The organism is Rahnella sp. 2050 (assembly GCF_040544515.1).
GTDB classification, from domain to species: Bacteria; Pseudomonadota; Gammaproteobacteria; order Enterobacterales; family Enterobacteriaceae; genus Rahnella; species Rahnella aceris.
Window position 1 is genome coordinate 341,606 of sequence record NZ_JBEPKE010000005.1, and the last position, 19,656, is coordinate 361,261.

Annotated in this window: 16 protein-coding genes, 1 tRNA gene and 1 rRNA gene; 12 read left to right on the plus strand and 6 right to left on the minus strand. The window is 51.1% G+C overall.

Annotation, left to right across the window (positions count from 1 at the left end; all coding sequences use genetic code 11):
* Positions 1 to 132 precede the first annotated feature (132 nt).
* The 9 genes from ABIC79_RS19655 to ABIC79_RS19695 all read left to right on the plus strand — a co-directional run bounded on the left by ABIC79_RS19655 (position 133) and on the right by ABIC79_RS19695 (position 9,653).
* Positions 133 to 1,434, plus strand: a complete 1,302-nt coding sequence (locus ABIC79_RS19655; protein ID WP_014411551.1) for an anaerobic C4-dicarboxylate transporter — start codon at positions 133 to 135, stop codon at positions 1,432 to 1,434.
* A gap of 170 nt (positions 1,435 to 1,604) precedes the next feature.
* Positions 1,605 to 3,341 (plus strand): protein-disulfide reductase DsbD, encoded by a 1,737-nt coding sequence (locus ABIC79_RS19660; protein WP_126124599.1) that lies wholly within the window; start codon positions 1,605 to 1,607, stop codon positions 3,339 to 3,341.
* A 43-nt stretch (positions 3,342 to 3,384) separates the two neighbouring features.
* Positions 3,385 to 3,960, plus strand: coding sequence for a division control transcriptional repressor DicD (gene dicD / locus ABIC79_RS19665; RefSeq protein ID WP_014411550.1), 576 nt, complete (start codon positions 3,385 to 3,387; stop codon positions 3,958 to 3,960).
* 129 nt (positions 3,961 to 4,089) lie between these two features.
* A tRNA-Phe gene (locus ABIC79_RS19670) sits at positions 4,090 to 4,165 on the plus strand.
* Between the two features lie 221 nt (positions 4,166 to 4,386).
* On the plus strand, positions 4,387 to 5,547 hold the full coding sequence (locus ABIC79_RS19675) for a mandelate racemase/muconate lactonizing enzyme family protein (protein WP_354568225.1): 1,161 nt from the start codon (positions 4,387 to 4,389) through the stop codon (positions 5,545 to 5,547).
* Positions 5,540 to 6,856 carry an MFS transporter gene (locus tag ABIC79_RS19680; protein ID WP_014411548.1) on the plus strand — a complete coding sequence of 439 codons (1,317 nt, stop codon included), beginning with the start codon at positions 5,540 to 5,542 and terminating at the stop codon, positions 6,854 to 6,856. The genes ABIC79_RS19675 and ABIC79_RS19680 overlap by 8 nt, the downstream gene beginning before the upstream one ends.
* A 91-nt stretch (positions 6,857 to 6,947) precedes the next feature.
* Complete coding sequence (locus ABIC79_RS19685; protein WP_013573731.1) at positions 6,948 to 7,976, plus strand: S66 family peptidase; 1,029 nt, start codon at positions 6,948 to 6,950, stop codon at positions 7,974 to 7,976.
* 254 nt (positions 7,977 to 8,230) lie between these two features.
* Complete coding sequence (locus ABIC79_RS19690) at positions 8,231 to 9,106, plus strand: winged helix-turn-helix domain-containing protein (RefSeq protein WP_228389038.1); 876 nt, start codon at positions 8,231 to 8,233, stop codon at positions 9,104 to 9,106.
* Positions 9,096 to 9,653, plus strand: coding sequence for a FidL-like protein (locus ABIC79_RS19695; RefSeq protein ID WP_013573729.1), 558 nt, complete (start codon positions 9,096 to 9,098; stop codon positions 9,651 to 9,653). The genes ABIC79_RS19690 and ABIC79_RS19695 overlap by 11 nt, the downstream gene beginning before the upstream one ends.
* Positions 9,654 to 9,677: 24 nt before the next feature.
* Here the strand turns inward: ABIC79_RS19695 and ABIC79_RS19700 are convergent, their stop codons facing one another.
* The 5 genes from ABIC79_RS19700 to ABIC79_RS19720 form a co-directional block, all read right to left on the minus strand.
* Positions 9,678 to 9,950, minus strand: a complete 273-nt coding sequence (locus tag ABIC79_RS19700; protein ID WP_013573728.1) for a helix-turn-helix domain-containing protein — start codon at positions 9,948 to 9,950, stop codon at positions 9,678 to 9,680.
* Positions 9,951 to 9,977: 27 nt separating this feature from the next.
* Entirely contained in the window at positions 9,978 to 10,949 is a 972-nt protein-coding gene (locus ABIC79_RS19705) for a fimbrial protein (RefSeq protein ID WP_013573727.1), read from the minus strand.
* A 9-nt stretch (positions 10,950 to 10,958) separates the two neighbouring features.
* Positions 10,959 to 11,696, minus strand: a complete 738-nt coding sequence (locus ABIC79_RS19710) for a fimbrial biogenesis chaperone (RefSeq protein ID WP_121020163.1) — start codon at positions 11,694 to 11,696, stop codon at positions 10,959 to 10,961.
* 46 nt (positions 11,697 to 11,742) lie between these two features.
* Positions 11,743 to 14,244, minus strand: a complete 2,502-nt coding sequence (locus ABIC79_RS19715; RefSeq protein WP_121020164.1) for a fimbria/pilus outer membrane usher protein — start codon at positions 14,242 to 14,244, stop codon at positions 11,743 to 11,745.
* A 101-nt stretch (positions 14,245 to 14,345) separates the two neighbouring features.
* Positions 14,346 to 14,924, minus strand: coding sequence for a fimbrial protein (locus ABIC79_RS19720; RefSeq protein WP_014411543.1), 579 nt, complete (start codon positions 14,922 to 14,924; stop codon positions 14,346 to 14,348).
* Positions 14,925 to 15,439: 515 nt separating this feature from the next.
* Between ABIC79_RS19720 and acs the strand changes: the two genes are divergently transcribed.
* From acs to actP, 3 genes are read left to right on the plus strand one after another with little or no spacing between them, the layout of a single operon-like run.
* Complete coding sequence (acs, locus tag ABIC79_RS19725) at positions 15,440 to 17,401, plus strand: acetate--CoA ligase (RefSeq protein ID WP_037034316.1); 1,962 nt, start codon at positions 15,440 to 15,442, stop codon at positions 17,399 to 17,401.
* 55 nt (positions 17,402 to 17,456) lie between these two features.
* Positions 17,457 to 17,768: a DUF485 domain-containing protein gene (locus tag ABIC79_RS19730; RefSeq protein WP_013573722.1), complete on the plus strand. Its 312-nt coding sequence runs from the start codon at positions 17,457 to 17,459 to the stop codon at positions 17,766 to 17,768.
* 29 nt (positions 17,769 to 17,797) lie between these two features.
* Entirely contained in the window at positions 17,798 to 19,432 is a 1,635-nt protein-coding gene (actP, locus tag ABIC79_RS19735; protein ID WP_370447459.1) for a cation/acetate symporter ActP, read from the plus strand.
* A 135-nt stretch (positions 19,433 to 19,567) separates the two neighbouring features.
* Here actP and rrf read toward each other — a convergent pair.
* Positions 19,568 to 19,656: ribosomal RNA gene (gene rrf / locus ABIC79_RS19740) — 5S ribosomal RNA — on the minus strand; the annotation flags it as partial.

Below are 19,656 nucleotides of genomic sequence, written 5' to 3' on the forward strand. Positions count from 1 at the left end.
ACTCAAATACTGACCTTTTAAAGGCTCGTTGTTCTGCAGAACAGCGGGCCTTTTTACTTTGTACAACACAACAATTACACAACAATTAATTATCAATTCCTTAAGGAGTGCTGGGAATATGGACGGACAACCATGTTAATTATCGAATTTATTATTGTACTGGCGGCAATTTTCCTCGGCGCGCGCTTAGGCGGCATCGGCATTGGTTTCGCGGGCGGGCTTGGCGTTCTGGTGCTCGCCCTGATAGGCGTTAAACCGGGAACTATCCCTTTCGACGTAATCTCTATCATCATGGCGGTGATCGCCGCGATCTCGACCATGCAGGTAGCAGGCGGGATGGATTATCTGGTGCAACAAACTGAAAAGCTGCTGCGCCGTAATCCCAAACACATCACCCTCCTCGCGCCCATCGTCACCTATTTCCTGACGATTATGGCGGGCACCGGCAACATTTCACTGTCGGCATTACCGGTTATTTCTGAAGTCGCTAAAGAGCAAGGGATTAAACCCTGCCGCCCGCTTTCCACCGCCGTGGTTGCTGCGCAGATAGCCATTACCGCCTCACCGATTTCTGCCGCAGTGGTGTACATGGCATCCACCATGGAAGGCCACGGCGTCAGTTATCTTCATCTGCTGATGGTGATGATCCCGTCCACACTGGCTGCAGTGATCCTGATGTCGCTGATTGTCAGCTGGTGCTTTGACGCAAAGCTTTCCAATGACCCGGTTTATCTCAAACGGTATGAAGAAGGTTTGATCCAACTGCGTGGCGATAAAGTGCTGGAAATCAAACGCGGCGCCAAACTCTCGGTGTTGCTGTTCCTGCTCGGCGTACTGACGGTGGTCGCTTATGCGGTTATTAACAGCCCGAGCCTGGGTTGGGTCGCACAACCGGTGATGACCACCAACAGCGCCATCCTGATTATCATGCTCAGTGTCGCCACGTTAATCACCTTGCTGTGCAGCATTGATACCGACGCCATTCTGACCTCCAGCACGTTCAAATCCGGCATGAGCGCCTGTATTTGTATCCTCGGCGTGGCCTGGCTGGGTGACACTTTTGTGCAGGCCAATCTCGGCTGGATCAAAGAAACCGCGGGTGGCCTGATCCAGGCGCATCCGTGGCTGCTGGCAGTGATTTTCTTCTTCAGCTCTGCGCTGTTGTATTCGCAGGCCGCCACGACCAAAGCCCTGCTGCCAATGGCGCTGGCACTGAGCGTATCGCCGCTGACCGCCGTGGGTTCTTTTGCCGCTGTTTCCGGTTTATTCATTCTGCCGACGTATCCGACGCTGGTTGCCGCTGTGCAGATGGATGACACCGGCACTACCCGCATCGGGCGCTTCGTCTTCAACCATCCATTCTTTATTCCCGGCACGATTGGCGTGTTCCTGTCTGTAGTTTTTGGATTTGGTTTCGGCAGTATTATTCTCTGACAGTTTTCCGGGGGCTGCGGCCCCCGTTAAGCACTCGGGGCTTTCTGCTCAGGGATTGCTCAGGGTATACTCACAATTCATTAACGCGCTATGGCATGACGCCGTGCGCATCTTCTGTCGATTCACTCAGTGGCTGTTCATCTGCCGCGACAAAGAGAACTTTACTCCGCATGGATCACCGCATTCTTCGAATTTTCTTCCTGCTGTGCAGCCTGAGTCTTTTGCCGTTTCAGGCGAATGCCTCTTTATTTGGCAAACCCGCCGCGCCACAGTTTGTCCCCGTCGATCAGGCATTCAGTTTTGATTTCCAGCAGCAAGGTCACGACCTCAAACTGAACTGGCAAATCCGTGACGGCTATTATTTATATCGCAGCAAGATTGAGCTGGAACCGAAGAATGCTCAGCTCGCGGCGTTTTTGATGCCCAAAGGCCGTGATCATCATGATGAGTTTTTCGGTGACAGCGAAGTTTATGAGAATGCCCTGCATCTGACGATCCCTCTCCGCCAGGCCAGCGCGGATGCAACCGTTCGTGTGACCTATCAGGGATGTGCCGCCGCAGGATTCTGCTATCCGCCGGAAACTCGTGACGTACCGCTGAGTGCCGTCACGGAACCGACGCGTGTCAGCACGCCCGCTACTGATACAGCATCCGCACCGGTTATCGCGACGCCTGAAAAGCTATCCACACCACTACCATTTTCTCCGCTGTGGGCCTTGCTGATCGGCATCGGTATTGCCTTTACGCCTTGCGTACTGCCGATGTATCCGCTGATTTCCGGCATTATTCTCGGGTGCCAGCGCCCTCACAGCATGAAGCGAATTTTCCTGCTGGCGCTGGTTTACGTGCAGGGCATGGCGCTGACTTACACACTGCTTGGTATGGTGGTCGCTGCGGCAGGTTTGCAGTTCCAGGCGGCGTTGCAAAGTCCGTGGGTACTGATTGTGCTTTCGGTGATGTTCATTGTTCTGGCGCTGTCGATGTTTGGCACGTTCAGCCTGCAACTGCCTTCTGCCGTCCAGACCCGGCTGGCTTTATGGAGTAACGAGCAAAAAGGCGGCTCGCTGCCCGGCGTCTTTATTATGGGCGCACTGGCCGGGTTGATTTGTTCGCCCTGCACCACCGCGCCGCTCAGCGCGATCCTGCTGTATATCGCCCAGAGCGGGAATCTGCTGGCGGGGGCTGGCACGCTGTATCTGTATGCGCTGGGGATGGGCATTCCGCTGATTATTGTGACGATGTTCGGCAACAAATTACTGCCCCGCAGCGGGCCGTGGATGCAATACGTCAAAGAAGGATTTGGCTTTGTCATTCTGGCACTGCCGGTATTTTTACTCGAACGTGTGATTGGCGATATCTGGGGGCTGCGTTTATGGAGCCTGCTCGGCATGGCGTTCTTCGGCTGGGCATTCCTGCTCAGCCTGAAAAGCCAGCGCGGCATGGTGCGGACGCTGCAATTACTTTTCCTGGCCGCGGCGCTGATCGTCAGCCGTCCTTTGCAGGACTGGGCATTTGCGCCAGCCGCTAACACGACAACACAGGTACACGCACTTAATTTCCAGAAAATCCATAATGTCGGTGAACTGAACGCTGCCCTGCAGGGCGCGCAGGGCAAACGCGTTATGCTGGATTTGTACGCTGACTGGTGCGTGGCGTGTAAAGAGTTCGAAAAATATACCTTCTCAGCGCCAGACGTGCAGAATGAACTGACGGATACCTTATTGCTGCAGGCAGATGTCACCCAGAATTCCCCTGAGCAGAAAGCGTTATTAGAACGTCTGAATGTTCTGGGCCTGCCGACAATTTTGTTCTTCGGGCCTGATGGTCATGAGTTGCCACAGTCACGGGTGACGGGTTTTATGGATGCAGCGGAGTTCAGCGCGCATTTGCAGAAAACTCACCCTTAAACGACACTACACTTTGAAGTACGCGAATTGTGAGGAGGCAAACGTGCTACGTGAACAAGTTCTCGATAAAACCCTTAATTTCCTGGAACAACGTGGCCTTGCAACATTGTCACTGGAAACGGTCGCCGAACTGGTCGATGTCCCGCTCAGTGAATTACGCCGTTTCTGGCCGGATGCCGAAGCCCTGCTGTATGACAGTCTGCGTTATCACGGCGAACAGATTGATATCTGGCGTCGTCAGCTGATGCTGGATGAGTCTCTTTCGGCGCCACAGAAATTGCTGGCGCGCTATAAAGTGCTGGATGAGCAGGTGCGGCAGCAGCGCTATCCTGGATGTCTGTTTATCGCAGCTTGCACGTTTTTCCCTGACAGCGAGGCGCCCATTCATCAGCTAGCTCAACAGCAGAAACGGGCCTCCTACGACTACACCTTGTCGCTTTTGCAGGAAATGGGCTCGGATGACCCGGAAATGGTCGCTCAGCAGATGGAACTGATCCTCGAAGGCTGCCTGAGTAAACTGCTCGTTAAACGCCAACTGAACGATGTGGAAGTCGCACGCCGTCTGGCAGAGGATGTGCTGAACATCGCCCGCTGCCGTGAACATGGTGCACTTTCCTGACTTCCCCCCATTGCTGCCCGGCGATTTCATCCTTTTTGAATGAAAAGGCAGCAAACAAACGGCTTTTATGTATTTTAGATAACAAACCCGTTGACGGCTCAGGCCCAATACGGTTTAATGCGCCCCGTTGCCCGGATAGCTCAGTCGGTAGAGCAAGGGATTGAAAATCCCTGTGTCCTTGGTTCGATTCCGAGTCCGGGCACCATATTTAAAGAAACCCGCCTATGGCGGGTTTTTTGCTTTTTAAATCTTACGTATTTACCCTTTCGTGATTCACTTCTCATCCCTTCATTCATTTGCACAAAACTCCCGTTCAATTCTGCTTAAAAGTTAGGCCAACGTCCGTTAACGGTCATATCCCTGCGTTTTAGACTGATTCCTTAGCCTGATAAGTTTCCTCAAGGCCCTATAAAACAGGAATGTCTCATGAAAATAACCAAAATTGAGGTATTGCGCGTTGCGATTCCATTCAGCAGCGACAGGGATAAAACACCAGAGATACAGGCGGATGCCTATAACGCGGCATCTCCCGAACTCACCAGAATGGAAACATTACTGATCAAAATCACGACCGACAGCGGCTTACACGGCTGGGGGGAAGGTTTCGGTCATCTTTGTAATCCGCTCACCGAAACCGCGATGAACGGTTTAGTCGGGCGATTTTTTCTCGGCCAAACCTGCCCGGAAAGTCCTGAGGAAATTGCTGCACTGATGCAGCAGGCCGAGGTGAACTTTCATGCTTTCGGGCGCACCGGTCCCGTGATGTTTGCCCTTTCAGCTGTGGATATTGCGCTATGGGATTTGCTGGCGAAAGCATGGAAGCAGCCGCTTTGGCAATTGCTGGGGGCGAAACGTCAGAAAATCGGGGTTTACGCCAGCCTGGTCAGTTATGGCAATCATCCGGAACGTGTGGCAGCAAAAGTGCTGAGTACCTGGCAGGCGGGATTCCGCGCCATAAAATTGCATGAAACGGCTTATCCGGCCATTGCCGCCGCCAGAGAAATACTGCCTGCCGATGCTGAACTGATGGTTGATGTGAACTGTCCGTGGAACGTGGCAGAAGCCTCGGAACAGGCGCAGGCTTTACGTTCTCTGAATCTGGGATGGCTGGAAGAACCGGTCTGGCCACCGGATGATTTAGCCGGTCTGGCGGAAGTGCGAAAACAAGGAACCCGTATTGCCGCAGGCGAGAATGCAGCAGGCGTTCAGGGCTTTGTGGAGCATTTCGAACACGGCGCGATTGACGTCGCACAGCCCAGCGTCAGTAAAGTCGGCGGGATCACCGCCATGCTGAAAGTGTTTGCGCTGGCGAAGCAATACCACATCCGCGTTGTTCCGCACTGTTTTTATTACGGTGCCGGCCTGATGGCCACCGCCCAACTGGTCGCTACGCTCGACGACCACGTGAGCCTGGAAGTGCCTTACATTCAGTGGCAGGAAACGCTTTATTCACAACTGAATTTTGAACCGCATATGCTGTTGCCGGATACGCCGGGGCTAGGTTTTGAGCCATCACTTTCCATCATCCAGAAGTACCTCATCAGCTCGAAAACCCTTTCTCTGACCGCGGAGGCCGCACATGCGTAAATCCAATTATCGGGTGGTCATCGCCCTGCTGCTGTTCTTTGCCGGCATGCTCAATTATCTCGACCGCGCGGCGTTATCGGTGATGGCGCCACTGATCAAAGGCGACCTGCATATCAATGATGCCCAGATGGGGATTTTGTTCAGCGCCTTCTTTATTGGCTACTGCCTGTTTTGCTTTATTGGCGGGTGGAGTGCAGACAAGTTTGGCCCGCGAAAAGTCTTCGCCTTCGCTGCTGCGTTCTGGTCCGTATTTTGCGGCGCAACAGCACTGGTCACCGGTTTCGCGCATTTACTGGTCGTGCGCGTCATGTTTGGTATCGGCGAAGGCCCGATGGGCACCACCACCAACAAATCAATTTCCAACTGGTTTCCGCGCAAGGAAGTCGGCCGCGCGGTCGGCTTCACCAATGCGGGGCAGCCACTGGGGGCCGCCATCGCCGCGCCGATTGTCGGGCTGGTCGGGTTGCATTTCGGCTGGCGCATCGCCTTCGTGGTGATTGCTGCACTGGGCTTTGTCTGGCTGGCGGCATGGATGACCTTTTTCCGCGATAAGCCAGAACAGCATCCGCGGGTCTCAGAGGAAGAAAAACGTCTGATTGCCAGCGACCGCCCGGCGACACCGGTGACAAACGGCGCCAGAGAAAATGATGCGCACAGCTTGTGGTATTACGTTTTTTCCAAACCGGTGCTGGGGGTGGCTGCAGCCTTTTTCTGCTTCAACTACATTCAGTATTTCTTCCTGTCATGGCTGCCAAGCTATCTCACCGACTTCCAGCATCTCGACATTAAGAGCATGAGCATTATCGGTATTCTGCCCTGGCTGGGCGCCACCGCCGGCTTTATTGGCGGCGGGATTGTCGCCGATATTCTCTACCGTCGTAGCGGTAATTTCCTCTTCTCACGCAAAGCAGTGATTTTCGCCGGTCTGATTATTGCTGCCGGTTGTGTGCTGATGACGGCTTATACCCGCAACACCGCAGGCGCCGTGGCGCTGATTACCGTCGCCAGTGTTTTTGCTTATATGACGCCACAGGCGTGCTGGTCATTGTTGCAGGATATCGTTCCGGCGCACCGTATCGGGACCGCAGGCGGTTTCGTGCATTTACTGGCGAATCTGGCCGGGATTTTATCCCCGAGCATTACCGGATTTTTAATCCAGTACGGCGGGGGATATCAGTCAGCCTTCATCCTCTCAAGTGGCCTGGCGGTCGTCGGTGTGATTGCAATGGCTATTCTGGTACGCCAGAACAAAGTGAATGAATTGTTTGGCAAAAAAGCGCCAGCGGAAGAAATCGCCGCCGGTCATTAATCCTCCGGTTTATCCTGTAAGGCCCCTGTTCAACCTGCAATTGAATTGATACATTGCAGGTTGAACATTGAGCAGATTTATAGGATGTAAAATGCCCTCGTCAGAACTTTCGCTGTTCCCCCCTGCATTGAAAACCGGCGATACCATTGGTTTTTTCTCTGCGTCATCACCGGTGACTGCCACCGCCCCTAACCGTTATCTGCGCGGGAAGAAATTCCTGGAAGATAAAGGATTTGTGCTGAAAGCCGGCACAATGACCGGACAATATGATCACTATCGCTCCGGCTCCATTCAGGCACGTGCCGAAGAACTGAATCAGTTGATCCGTGATCCGCAGGTGCGTTGTGTAATGTCGTCGATTGGCGGTAACAACACTAACTCTCTGCTGCCTTATCTGGATTACGATGCGCTGCGTACTGATCCGAAAATCATCATCGGGTATTCCGACACGACCGCATTGCTGGCCGGGATTTATGCGCAAACAGGATTGATCACCTTTTACGGTCCGGCGCTGGTGGCTTCTTTTGGCGAATTTCCGCCGCTGGTTGATGAAACCTACGCGTCTTTCGCTGACATCCTGATGACCCGCCGCTCTGAGCCTTATCGCTACGCTTTACCGCAGCACTGGACGGATGAAAAGCTCAACTGGAATGATGTCACGCCGGTCAGGGCGAAAACGTTGTACGCCAATACCTGCCGTTTTCACGGCAAGGGACGCATCGAGGGGCGCGTCATCGGCGGAAATCTGAATACGTTGTCTGGCATCTGGGGCAGCCCTTATATGCCGGAAATCCGTCAGGGCGATATTTTGTTTATCGAAGACAGCTTGCACAATATCGCGACCATCGAGCGCTCTTTCTCAATGCTGAAACTGAACGGAATTTTCGACCGTGTGAGCGCTATTCTGCTCGGCAAACACGAATTGTTCGATAATGCGGGGACAGGAAGGCAACCGGCGGATGTGCTGCTGGAAGTGCTGAACGGACAAGACATTCCGCTGGTTGATGGCTTCGACTGCTGCCATACCCATCCGATGTTAACGCTTCCTCTGGGTGCCCGTATTGCTGTCGACTTCTCTCAGCAGCACATCGACATTGTCGGCCCGTATCTGCAGCAATAAATCAAAAATCACGTACTACTAAAAATCCGTACGTGATTTATATGCTTTTCCCCCCACGCTTTCCGCCATTACATTTCGAACGACTGCTCTGTAAACATTTACGACAGAAATCTGTTTTTGAAATAGAACGGTTTATACTGACTGACCTGATGCGTGAGATATAAATCAAGAATGCGCGCCGGGTGCGCATTGTTCTCATTGCATGAAGCATGTGTGGAGGCAGGATATTCTTAACAGGGAGGCGTGAAATGCACATGAATTATCTGATTGAAAATCTAATAGTCTTCAACCCTGAAGATAACACACTTTCATTAGCGGGTGATTCAGAAAACAAGATCGCCATTTCTAATCCTGCGCGCAGGATATTATTATTGTTAATAGAACAACAGGGTATCGTTGTTGAGCGTGAAATATTTTTTAAAAAAGTTTGGGATGACTACGGACTGATAGCAAGTAATAATAATCTTAATCACTGCGTCAGCAAATTACGCAAAGTAGTGGTCACTTTGGGTTACCCTGATGAATTTATCGTTACCGTGCCCAAGGTCGGTTTTACTATCCGTAAAGAAATCATTATTGAACCTTACCTCATGCATGAACCTCCTGAGGAGAAAATTCAGGTTCACAACGTGCAGGTCAACAAAACACCGGAAAACCGGCTGACTGAAACAGAGCAAAAGGAAGAGATCATCGCGCCGACGGCAGCATCACTTCAGCTAAAAACGCAACCTGAAAAGAGGATAAAAAATCGCCCCTCTGGCTTTATGATAAGCCTGCTTGTGGCGGCAGTCTTGACTGTGTGGGCATTTTTCATTATGTACAACGATTTACAGGATCCGAAAACAGAGCTGAAAATTGCCAGGCTGGGTGCCTGTGATTTGTATTCAACCGCGCCCGTCATTTCGTCCCGTAAGCGCGAATTTATTCAACTGGCCGAGACATTTCTGCAAAAAAATAATATTACCTGCAAACCAGGAGATATTTTCATATTCCAAAGTGAGCGTTTTACCTCGCCCATCAATACTGGCTCAGTACGTGATTTTATGGCGCAGTGCATTACCGATGATAATTATAAAGCTAACATTTGCATAAGCTATTATACAAATGACAGGACCACGCATGTTCAGTGATAGAAAACGTATTTTTCAGGGAAAGAAGAGCATCCTCCTCCCGTTCATCCCGGCTGTATTTATATTACTCTTTACCCTGTATGGTTTTTTCGTCCAAAAGAACCGGGAAGCATTCCCTGTTAATATACCTTGCCGTGGAAATATGATCATAGAAGCACAATATGATAATCAAACCGCAAAACTGGTGGCCGCACTCTACTTCAGTTTTCTTGACAACCACAAAATTTTAGTTTCACTCAGTGGAACGGGTTATTTGTATGACAAAAATGGGATTGTTATTCAACGGAAAACATTGCTGAGAAACATTTATTATGACTATATTCACGTTAGCACAAACTCCAGTACGTATTCGCTCACCAGCAGTCAGATTAATATCGACAGTGTAGACAATATGGACTGGCAGATTTCGTCTCTCCTGCTGATAAACAGTTTTTTTCTGACCGGCCATACTGACACGCTGGTACTGAAGAAATACGATAACAGCACCCTGTTGATTGAAAGCAACCAGTCTCCGATTGCATTGTGTGTATTCAAAAAAAGTCTTTGAATACAAATACATTTAGTAACTCACTTATTTATAGTAGAGGTACAGATGAAACCCGCAAGCCTGGGCGTAACGCGACAAGGTACAAAAACTGGCCTGAGCCGGCCGCTTCTCAAGACGGGTAATCGCTGGTGGCGTGATGCCCAGCCGTCTGGCCAGTTCTGTCTTACTCAGTCCAGCATCTTCACGCAGGGTTTGCAGCAGGGCATGAATGTGAGTCTCTGCGATGAGCTCCGGTGCCTGGACCTTATAAACCGGTTCCTCGAGCGCCTGCGCCCGCAATTTTGCCGTTCTTAGCATAGCCTTCCTCCTTTCCTTAAGCCGTCGTCAGTAGTAGTTGATCTTGACGATCACGGATGCGTCAAACTGCCCGAGAGAAAGCGTTTTCCCCGGGATCGCACTCAGTTTTGCCGTAAAGTTTTTGGTGACTTCATTCACATTGTTCAGCTCAGCAAAGTCATCATAGCGGTTGAAAGTGATGGCTTTATCCTGGTCGTTATAGAGCATCAGCTTCGCGCCGTTGGACAGGTCAATCGCGGTGTTGTCCAGCAGTGGGCTGGCGGTGGAAAATTCCGCCTGCAGCGAGAAGTTGTCAAGGCACCCTTGTTTTACCGCTTTAATGGCAAACGGCAGTGAAACGCCGGACGATCGGGACAACGTGGTACTTTGAATCGCACCAAAATCGACAATCTGAGACTCAGGATAGACTTTCAGGTCAGAGCCACAGGCCAGAAAGCGGATCCCCTGTAATCCTGAAAGGTTGTATTTAAGATTTTTTGCGCCCGGCGTTTTGTTAATCCCGCGGCTGCCGTCAAGCTGGAAAACCGTAAACTGGTCGGCCCCCTGATAATGTCCGCTGGAAGGCGCATTTCCGCTGACTTTGATATACAGACGGAACGTGACATTCACCGTCACATTCTGACCTTTTTTGATCGGCGTACTGTTGGTACTCAGACGCTGTTCGTTCTGCTCCAGATCCTGCCCGTTGTAACTGACGCCCAGCAGCAACCCTTCACCAATCGACTGTGATTTGGGATTAAAATAGAAATGCACCACATCAATGATCGAGCCCAGCACATTGTCGCAATAGGCCGTGACATTGATGTCATTGGATTCCCAGACTTTCGTGCCTGCTGGCACGTTCGCCGGGATCGCCAGTTGCCCGACGGGAATAGCCGGTTTGTCCACAATACCGGTACCTTTTTCGACACAATCGAGCGCCAGTGCACTGCGGGAAAAAAACAACAGCAGCAGGAGAAATACCATCCGACCCGCCTGAAATCTGTCAATACCAGCCATCACCACTCCTTAGCGTTTTGCGTCTTTGCTGATGCGCTGACATTGTTGTGTCTGGCAGTTGTACTCGTTCACCTGCAAACCGCCGTAATCATCCATGTAACCCAGACTATATTGCTGGCTAACGTACTGCTTGCCGGTGAGATTTTCGCTGGCGAACGGTGCGAGCATCACGCTGTCAAAACCAGGGATATTGCCTTTGTTGTCTTTGCCCAGATAGCCGACAGTGATATAAAACGGTGTCGGATTGGTCAGTTTTAGCCCATCACTGAGACGGGCAACCTGAAGCTGTTCCTGCCAGTGACCTTTCACCAGCTTCCTGAGTTCCACCGGACGGAAAAACAGCTTCACGCGGCTTTGGATCGCCACCTGCATCACGTTCGCCATGTCACTTTTTGGCGGCACTTCACGCACGTTAAAGTAAAACAGCGATTCGCGATCTTTCGGCAGACCGGCGGTTTCGGGTAACTGCAAAATGCGGATCTGGCTTTTCTGGCCAGCATCAATGCGCTGCATCGGCGGCAACGCCACCAGCGGAGAGGTGATTTTTTCGCCCTGCGCGTTCTCCAGCCAGACCTGCGCAAGATACGGTAGATCTTTGCTCTGGTTTTCCAGCATCACGCTGACGGATTTATCACTGGCGTTATAGATGATGCGTGTCCGGTCCAGATTGACGGCGGCGAAAGCCGGATAAGTCATGCCAATCATCAGCAGTAATGCTGCCCCAAAACGCAAAAAATACCTGTTCATCGGATTATTCCTTTCCTGATCTGCTTTGTTAAAAGCGTTTAAATTATTAAGTGCAGGGCAGCAATACCTGCCCTGAATATGTCACGGGCTGAGGTGGCACCTGGATCTGACATTGCTGCCCGTCTCCCCAGCGAACAGTCAGGGATTTCTCGCCGGATACTCCGGCCAGGTACGCCAGACCACTGTCGCCAATCAGGCCCGCTTCAAACCCGGAACTGTTGTCGGTAACGGCGGCGCCCAGCGGCGGGTGGCTGCCATCAGCGAGGCGTATTACCGCCATCAGACGTTCACCTTTAATGGCGCGGATTTTGCGAAAGCCTATTGCGCCTTCCGTCAGGGTTTTGCTGACCACCGAGCTGTAAACTTCCACGTCATCCGGCAAATTATTCACATCAACGCGGATATCGGAGGTCTGGTAGCTGGACACACCATTCACAACAGCAATGCCGTAATCGTTGGTCACTGACGCACCGTCGCTGATCGGAATGCCTTTCACGCCGGTTGATACCATCATGCGTGGCTCGCTGCCGGCGCTGCTCTGATGCAATGCTGCGCCTGCCGCTGTCGCAGTAAACGATCCGTACCAGTTGGCATTCACTGAGCGGTAATCGTTATTTTTCACGCTGCCGTTCGCACCGAACTGACCGTACGGCGACATATGCTGATAGTTGGCGCGGAACACACCGTTACCTTTTTGCAGATCCGGGCTGCTCCCGCCCGCGCCCACGCGCCAGCTATTGTTCGGATCCTGGCTGTTGTAATACGACGCCGTTTGCGAGTAACCACTTTGCGAATCCTGCTGCGCGTCGTAGCTGATCTGTTGCCCGGAAGACAACGGCAAACTGAGCGACAGAAACATCTGATTTTCATCGGTATCGCGGTAGTTCAGCTTGCTGGCGGAAAACGTCGCAGAAATGCCGGTAAAGCGGCCGATATCGAAAACCTTGCTGACCGACACGCTGTAATTGTTACTCGCACTCTCATTCCAGTAGACCTTGTGGGTAGCAGAGAGATAGAGCGTGATCGCCGGCCACGGCAGGTACTGATTTGCCGTCACGGTGTAGGTTTGTTTGTCATCGCGGGAATAACCGTCGCCGTTCACCTTGTCGAGGTACTGGCTGAACGACATAAACGTTTTTTCCGAGAAGCGGTATCCGGCAAACGTAATCTGACTGCCGGTCGAGTCAAACCGCTTGGAGTAGTTGGCGCGGTAACTCAGCCCGGTTTGTTTCCCTGCCACCGGTACGGTCGCCGAGGAACGCGTGACATCAAAAGATACGGCACCGAGTTTTTGCAGGTTTTGCCCGACGCCGATGGCCTGCGCCTGATAGTTACCGGTGGTGCTGATCAGACCGCCGTAAAGCGAGAAATCATTCAGCGCACCCCAGGACATTTCGCCGCTGTAAAAACCCGGCTGCAAGACGTGATTGCTGCTGCCGGTGGTCGGTTTGCCCATTGCGGTTTTGAAACGCACCTGGCCTTTGCGGGTCAGGAACGGAATGGTCGCGGTGGTCACCTGATAAGTCGTCACGCTGCCGTTTTCTTCTTCGATTTTGACATCCAGTGCGCCCTGTACCGCTTCGGTCAGATCCTGAACCACAAATGGGCCCGGTGACACGTTGGTCTGATAAATCACCCGCCCGTTCTGACTGATACTCACTTTGGCATTGGTTTTGGCGATGCCGGTGACTTGCGGCGCATAACCTCGCAGCGACGGAGGCAACATGCGCTGATCGCTGTTGAGTGAAACACCGAGAAAACGGAATGAATCGAAAATATCTGAGCTTAAATAGGTCTGCCCGCCGGTCAGGCGTGCGCCCACAGAAGGCAGCGCACGATACAGATAGGTTTGCGTCCAGGTGAATTTATCACTGGCGGGCGCGCCGGACGTGCGCGACGAAGAATACTGATAATCGGCACGGGCGCGCCACGGCCCGAGGTTAAAACCGGTGGTGCCGTAACTGCTGAAACTGGTGGTGCTGTCGCCGGACTGCGGCATGTATCGGCTGCCGAGCAGGTTGTAGTCGAGCAATGCACCGTTGACGCCATCATCCCACTGTGAGGGCGGCACCCAGTTTTGATCGTGAAAGGTCAGCCAGGCCTGGGGAATGCTGATATTCAGCGTTTGTTTTTCCTGATCGTAACGTGCGGTGACTTCCTGCTGCTGATCGAGAGATGTGCATTCACCGCGATGCCACAAAGTCAGCTTTTCGCGCACGTCTTTAGTGAGTTCGAATTTATCCACCAGTACCGGCGGTAAACACAGGCGGCTATTTTTCTTATCCGCAGTGGGAATATAGTGAATCACGCTTTGTTCGCCGAACGTGCGGCCATTGAGCACCACATCCAGCAGGTATTCACCGGGCGCGATATAATCGGCTACCTGAAACCGTGACAGATCGACATTATTGCGATCGGCAGAATCAATGAAGTTAACGTTAAATTCTACTGCGAAGCTTCTGACTGAAATAAAGCATCCTGACAGAAGAAAAATAAACCACAGGACATTCTTGATTTCAGCCGATGTTCTATTCATCGCAAACGACATAATAAAATCACTTCTTACTAAAATAGTAATCCACACCAATCCCTGGCGCTGGCACAGCCAAAAAATAAAGGGGAGAAAACTCCCCTAAATAGCAGCGATATTTATTTGTAGTTCAGGGCATAAGTTGCCTGAGAAACGATCGTACCGGTTGAAACAGGCTGAGAATTGGCTTCCACGCGTGCGGCGAATACCAGCTCATTATTCCCTGTGACCAGGTTAATATCTTTAGAGGTGTCTCCCACTTTCAGCAGGTCACCGTTGGCGTCAATCAGGCGGATGCCTGCGCCTTTCGCGCTGCCGGTGTTGGCCAGTAGTTCAGCGGCGCTGCTGTCAGGCGTACCCGCAAAAGAAACGGCGACTTTGGACATAGCCGGATATTGAACAGTGCCCGCCGTCTGTGCGGTCAGGTCACAATCTTGCAAATGAATGGTGTAATTCACGTTTTGAGAGTATTTATTGCCGCTTTCGAGCACCTTATTCGCGACCTGCCCCATGTTTACATTAATGTCTTCATCACCTGCGGCAATTGAGCAAGGTGCGTTAATAACCGTCCCGGTGAAATGAATACGGCCTGAACCTTGATCAGCTCCTGTCGGAGGCGTTGTATCATCTGCAAAAGCTGATGCAGAAATACAGGCAGATAAAGCAATAACCAGTGTCTTTCTTTTGGCGTTAAACATAATAAGTCCTTGAGATTTAACGGTAGCTATTAAGCATTAAGCAGCTATTAAGCGATATTTTTCGCTGTACCGAAGAGAGCACCCCTCTCTTGCCAGATCAATATACTGATATTTTAAATTTAACGTTATAATAATTTGCCAATTGCAAATATTAAGAGTTTTACTCTCAGATTAATCTTTAAACATGCGATTTATGAAAGGAAATTAACTCAGAGGTTAAAATATCTGATATTAAATGTTCCGTAATAGATAAGAAAATTTCCACACCAAACCCTGAGTTAAGCTTTCTTTAACCAGATAATCACATTAAGAATCATATTTTTTAACTTTATCTCTTTCCCACTCTCTCCTGAACTTCCCAGACTTATGTGGACTGCTCCGCATGACGAATGAATATATCCTGCTGTTTTTTCTCCGCTTGCGTGATCTGTCCCCCAGAAAACAAACAAAGGCATACCGCAAACTACACCCAACCTTTTATTGACATATCATTAACAAATTAAAGGAGAAAAACCATGAGCCATGTTTATAAGCACCCTATTCCTGCCTCCATAGCAGAGCGTACCCTGATCACACCTGAGAAATATCAGCAGTATTATCAACAGTCTGTCGAAGATCCTGACGCATTTTGGGGTGAACAGGCCAAAGTGCTCGACTGGATTAAGCCTTTCACAAAAGTGAAAAACACTTCATTTGCGCCGGGGAATGTCGATATTCGCTGGTTTGAGGATGGCACTCTGAATCTTGCAGCTAACTGTCTGGATCGTCATTTAAGCGACAAAGGCGATCAGACCGCGCTGATTTGGGAAGGTGATGACCCGAAAGCCGAGAATAAACATGTCACCTACAAACAGCTTCATCATGATGTTTGTCAGTTTGCTAACGTCTTAAAGGGCCTGGGCGTTAAGAAAGGGGATGTTGTCGCTATTTACATGCCTATGGTACCGGAAGCGGCTGTCGCGATGCTGGCCTGTGCCCGTATCGGTGCTGTGCATTCCGTTATCTTCGCCGGTTTCTCCCCGGAAGCTGTTGCCGGTCGCATTATCGATTCCAATGCCAGACTGGTGATTACCGCCGACGAAGGTCTGCGCGCCGGACGTACCATTCCGCTGAAACAAAATGTGGATGATGCGCTGAAAAACCCGTCGGTCACCAGCATCACACATTCCATCATTTTCAAACGCACCGGCAAACAGGGGGAATGGAAAGAGGGTCGTGACATCTGGTGGCATGATGCAATTGAAGGCATTTCTGCAGATTGTCCGCCCGAAGAAATGAAAGCAGAAGATCCGCTTTTCATCCTTTATACCTCCGGCTCCACGGGTAAACCGAAAGGCGTATTGCATACCACGGGCGGTTATCTGGTCTATGCGGCCCTGACCTTCAAATACACCTTTGACTATCATGATGGCGATATCTACTGGTGTACGGCCGATGTCGGCTGGGTAACGGGCCACAGCTATTTGCTCTACGGCCCGCTGGCGTGCGGAGCCATCAGCCTGATGTTTGAAGGTGTACCAAATTATCCGACACCGGCCCGTATGGCGCAGGTTATTGATAAACACAAGGTAAATATCCTCTATACCGCACCTACGGCGATCCGCGCACTGATGGCTGAAGGGGATAAAGCCATTGAGGGCACCAGCCGTGCTTCACTGCGGATCATGGGGTCAGTTGGCGAACCGATTAACCCGGAAGCCTGGGAGTGGTACTACAGGACTATTGGTAACAGCCAGTGCCCGATTGTCGATACCTGGTGGCAAACCGAAACCGGCGGTTTCATGATAACCCCGCTGCCGGGTGCCACTGAGCTGAAAGCGGGTTCGGCAACGCGGCCGTTCTTCGGTGTTCAGCCTGCTCTGGTAGACAACGAAGGCGTTCCTCAGGAAGGAGCATGCGAAGGCAATCTGGTCATCACCGATTCTTGGCCGGGTCAGGCGCGTACACTGTTTGGTGACCATGAACGTTTCGAGCAGACCTATTTCTCCACGTTTAAAAATATGTACTTTAGCGGTGACGGTGCGCGTCGTGACGAAGACGGTTATTACTGGATAACAGGCCGTGTTGATGACGTGCTCAATATTTCCGGCCATCGCCTTGGGACGGCTGAAATTGAATCAGCATTAGTTTCTCACCCTAAAATTGCAGAAGCTGCCGTTGTGGGTATTCCGCATAACATTAAAGGTCAGGCTATTTACGCCTACATCACACTGAATCACGGCGAAGAACCGTCACCGGAACTCTATACCGAAGTACGCAACTGGGTGCGTAAAGAGATAGGGTCCATTGCCACGCCTGACATTCTTCACTGGACTGATTCGTTGCCAAAAACCCGTTCCGGCAAAATTATGCGTCGTATTCTGCGCAAAATTGCAGCCGGAGACACAAGCAATCTGGGAGATACCTCTACGCTGGCGGATCCGGGCGTAGTCGATAAATTGCTGGAAGAAAAACAATCAATGAAAGTGCCGTCGTAATTTTTCACCGCCCTGGCGCGGTGAACTCTATCAATGCCTCACAGGAGTCACTGAGATGAATGATCTCATTTATCAGAGAGTTGTAAGTAATCCGCGCTTCAGGGAACTGGTGCAAAAACGCAGTCGTTTTGCCTGGCTGCTGTCAGGCATCACGCTGGTTCTGTATGTCGCTTTCATTTTACTGATTGCGTTCGATCCACAGTGGCTGGGAACACCTCTCTATGACGGTGCCACCATCACCCGCGGCATTCCCGTGGGCGTGGGGCTGATCGTGATTTCCTTCGTGCTGACAGGAATTTACGTCATTCGCGCGAACGGCGAGTTTGACCGCCTGACGGCAGATATTATCCGCGAGGTGCAGCCATGATCGCACGTCGCGGCTCTCTTCTTTTACTGATGCTATCCCTCGCCTTCCCGTTCAGTTTGCTTGCTGCGGAGGGCATCGCCGGGGAAGTTAAACGTCAGCCTCTTAATATTGAAGCTATCGTAATGTTCGTGCTGTTTGTTGGCGCGACTTTATATATCACCTATTGGGCAGCAAAGCGTACACGGTCCCGCCAGGACTACTATACAGCTGGCGGCCGCATTACTGGCCTGCAAAACGGTATGGCAATTGCTGGCGATTTCATGTCTGCCGCTTCTTTCCTGGGTATCTCCGCACTGGTTTATACCTCCGGTTATGATGGCCTGATCTATTCCATCGGTTTCCTGATCGGCTGGCCAATCATTTTGTTCCTGATTGCCGAACGCCTGCGTAATTTGGGGAAATATACCTTCGCAGATGTCGCGTCATACCGGTTGAAACAAAAACCAATCCGGCTGCTTTCAGCCTGCGGTTCGCTGGTGGTTGTTGCGCTTTATCTGATCGCACAAATGGTCGGTGCCGGTAAGTTAATCCAGCTATTGTTTGGGCTTAACTATCATGTCGCAGTGATCCTGGTTGGGATCCTGATGGTACTCTACGTGTTGTTTGGCGGAATGCTGGCGACGACCTGGGTACAAATCATCAAAGCTATCCTGTTGCTGGCCGGTGCGACATTCATGGCGATTATGGTCATGAGATCTGTCGGCTTCAACTTTAATACCCTCTTTACTCAGGCGGTCGCCGTCCACTCTAAAGGGATTGCAATCATGAGCCCGGGAGGACTGGTTTCAGATCCGATATCCGCTCTGTCTCTGGGGCTTGCACTGATGTTCGGTACCGCCGGTTTACCCCATATTCTGATGCGGTTCTTCACCGTCAATGATGCCAAAGAAGCCAGGAAAAGCGTGTTCTATGCTACTGGCTTTATCGGTTACTTCTACATTTTGACCTTCATTATCGGTTTCGGTGCTATTGTTCTGGTCAGCTCAAACCCGGCGTTTAAAGATGCCAGCGGTATATTACTCGGCGGTAATAATATGGCAGCCGTGCATTTAGCGGATGCGGTCGGTGGAAGTTTCTTCCTCGGATTTATCTCTGCCGTGGCTTTCGCAACCATTTTAGCGGTGGTCGCGGGCTTAACGCTGGCAGGGGCTTCGGCGGTCTCTCATGATCTGTATGCGAGCGTCATCAAGGACGGTAAAGCAACAGAACGTGATGAGTTAAGGGTTTCGAAGATCACCGTTGTTCTGCTTGGTATCGTCGCCATCGCGTTGGGTATTCTGTTTGAAAAACAGAATATTGCATTCATGGTTGGATTAGCGTTCTCCATTGCTGCGAGCTGCAATTTCCCCATTATTCTGCTCTCAATGTACTGGTCTAAACTGACAACGCGCGGGGCAATGATTGGCGGATGGCTCGGCTTACTTACAGCAGTCATATTGATGATTCTTGGGCCAACTATCTGGGTCCAGATCTTAGGACATGCTAAGCCCATTTATCCTTACGAATACCCCGCGCTGTTCTCGATGATTGTTGCTTTTGCCGGTACCTGGTTCTTCTCGATTACAGATAACTCACTGGAAGGACAGAAAGAAAGGGAGCGTTTCTACCCTCAGTTTGTGCGGTCACAAACAGGGATCGGGATCTCGCAAAGCTCTAATCACTGATGAGTAGAGCGCAGAAATAGAAAAGGCCATCCTGAGGATGGCCTTTTGTTTGAATATTGCGTGCTTAATCGCTGATCCGTAGAACAAAAAGACAAAAGCCCTGCACAATGTGCAGGGCTTTTGTCTTTTTTTGATGCCTGGCAGTTCCCTACTCTCGCATGGGGAGACCCCACACTACCATCGGCGCTACGGCGTTTCACTTCTGAGTTCGGCATGGGGTCAGG

Coding starts and splice junctions, on each gene's coding strand:
- ABIC79_RS19695 (WP_013573729.1), top strand. CDS start 9,096: ATGTTCAGTGATAGAAAACGTATTTTTCAGGGAAAGAAGAGCATCCTC.
- acs (WP_037034316.1), top strand. CDS start 15,440: ATGAGCCATGTTTATAAGCACCCTATTCCTGCCTCCATAGCAGAGCGT.
- ABIC79_RS19730 (WP_013573722.1), top strand. CDS start 17,457: ATGAATGATCTCATTTATCAGAGAGTTGTAAGTAATCCGCGCTTCAGG.
- ABIC79_RS19705 (WP_013573727.1), bottom strand. CDS start 10,949: ATGGCTGGTATTGACAGATTTCAGGCGGGTCGGATGGTATTTCTCCTG.
- ABIC79_RS19715 (WP_121020164.1), bottom strand. CDS start 14,244: ATGTCGTTTGCGATGAATAGAACATCGGCTGAAATCAAGAATGTCCTG.
- ABIC79_RS19700 (WP_013573728.1), bottom strand. CDS start 9,950: ATGCTAAGAACGGCAAAATTGCGGGCGCAGGCGCTCGAGGAACCGGTT.
- ABIC79_RS19685 (WP_013573731.1), top strand. CDS start 6,948: ATGCCCTCGTCAGAACTTTCGCTGTTCCCCCCTGCATTGAAAACCGGC.
- ABIC79_RS19710 (WP_121020163.1), bottom strand. CDS start 11,696: ATGAACAGGTATTTTTTGCGTTTTGGGGCAGCATTACTGCTGATGATT.
- ABIC79_RS19720 (WP_014411543.1), bottom strand. CDS start 14,924: ATGTTTAACGCCAAAAGAAAGACACTGGTTATTGCTTTATCTGCCTGT.
- actP (WP_370447459.1), top strand. CDS start 17,798: ATGCTATCCCTCGCCTTCCCGTTCAGTTTGCTTGCTGCGGAGGGCATC.
- ABIC79_RS19690 (WP_228389038.1), top strand. CDS start 8,231: ATGAATTATCTGATTGAAAATCTAATAGTCTTCAACCCTGAAGATAAC.
- ABIC79_RS19655 (WP_014411551.1), top strand. CDS start 133: ATGTTAATTATCGAATTTATTATTGTACTGGCGGCAATTTTCCTCGGC.
- ABIC79_RS19660 (WP_126124599.1), top strand. CDS start 1,605: ATGGATCACCGCATTCTTCGAATTTTCTTCCTGCTGTGCAGCCTGAGT.
- ABIC79_RS19675 (WP_354568225.1), top strand. CDS start 4,387: ATGAAAATAACCAAAATTGAGGTATTGCGCGTTGCGATTCCATTCAGC.
- ABIC79_RS19680 (WP_014411548.1), top strand. CDS start 5,540: ATGCGTAAATCCAATTATCGGGTGGTCATCGCCCTGCTGCTGTTCTTT.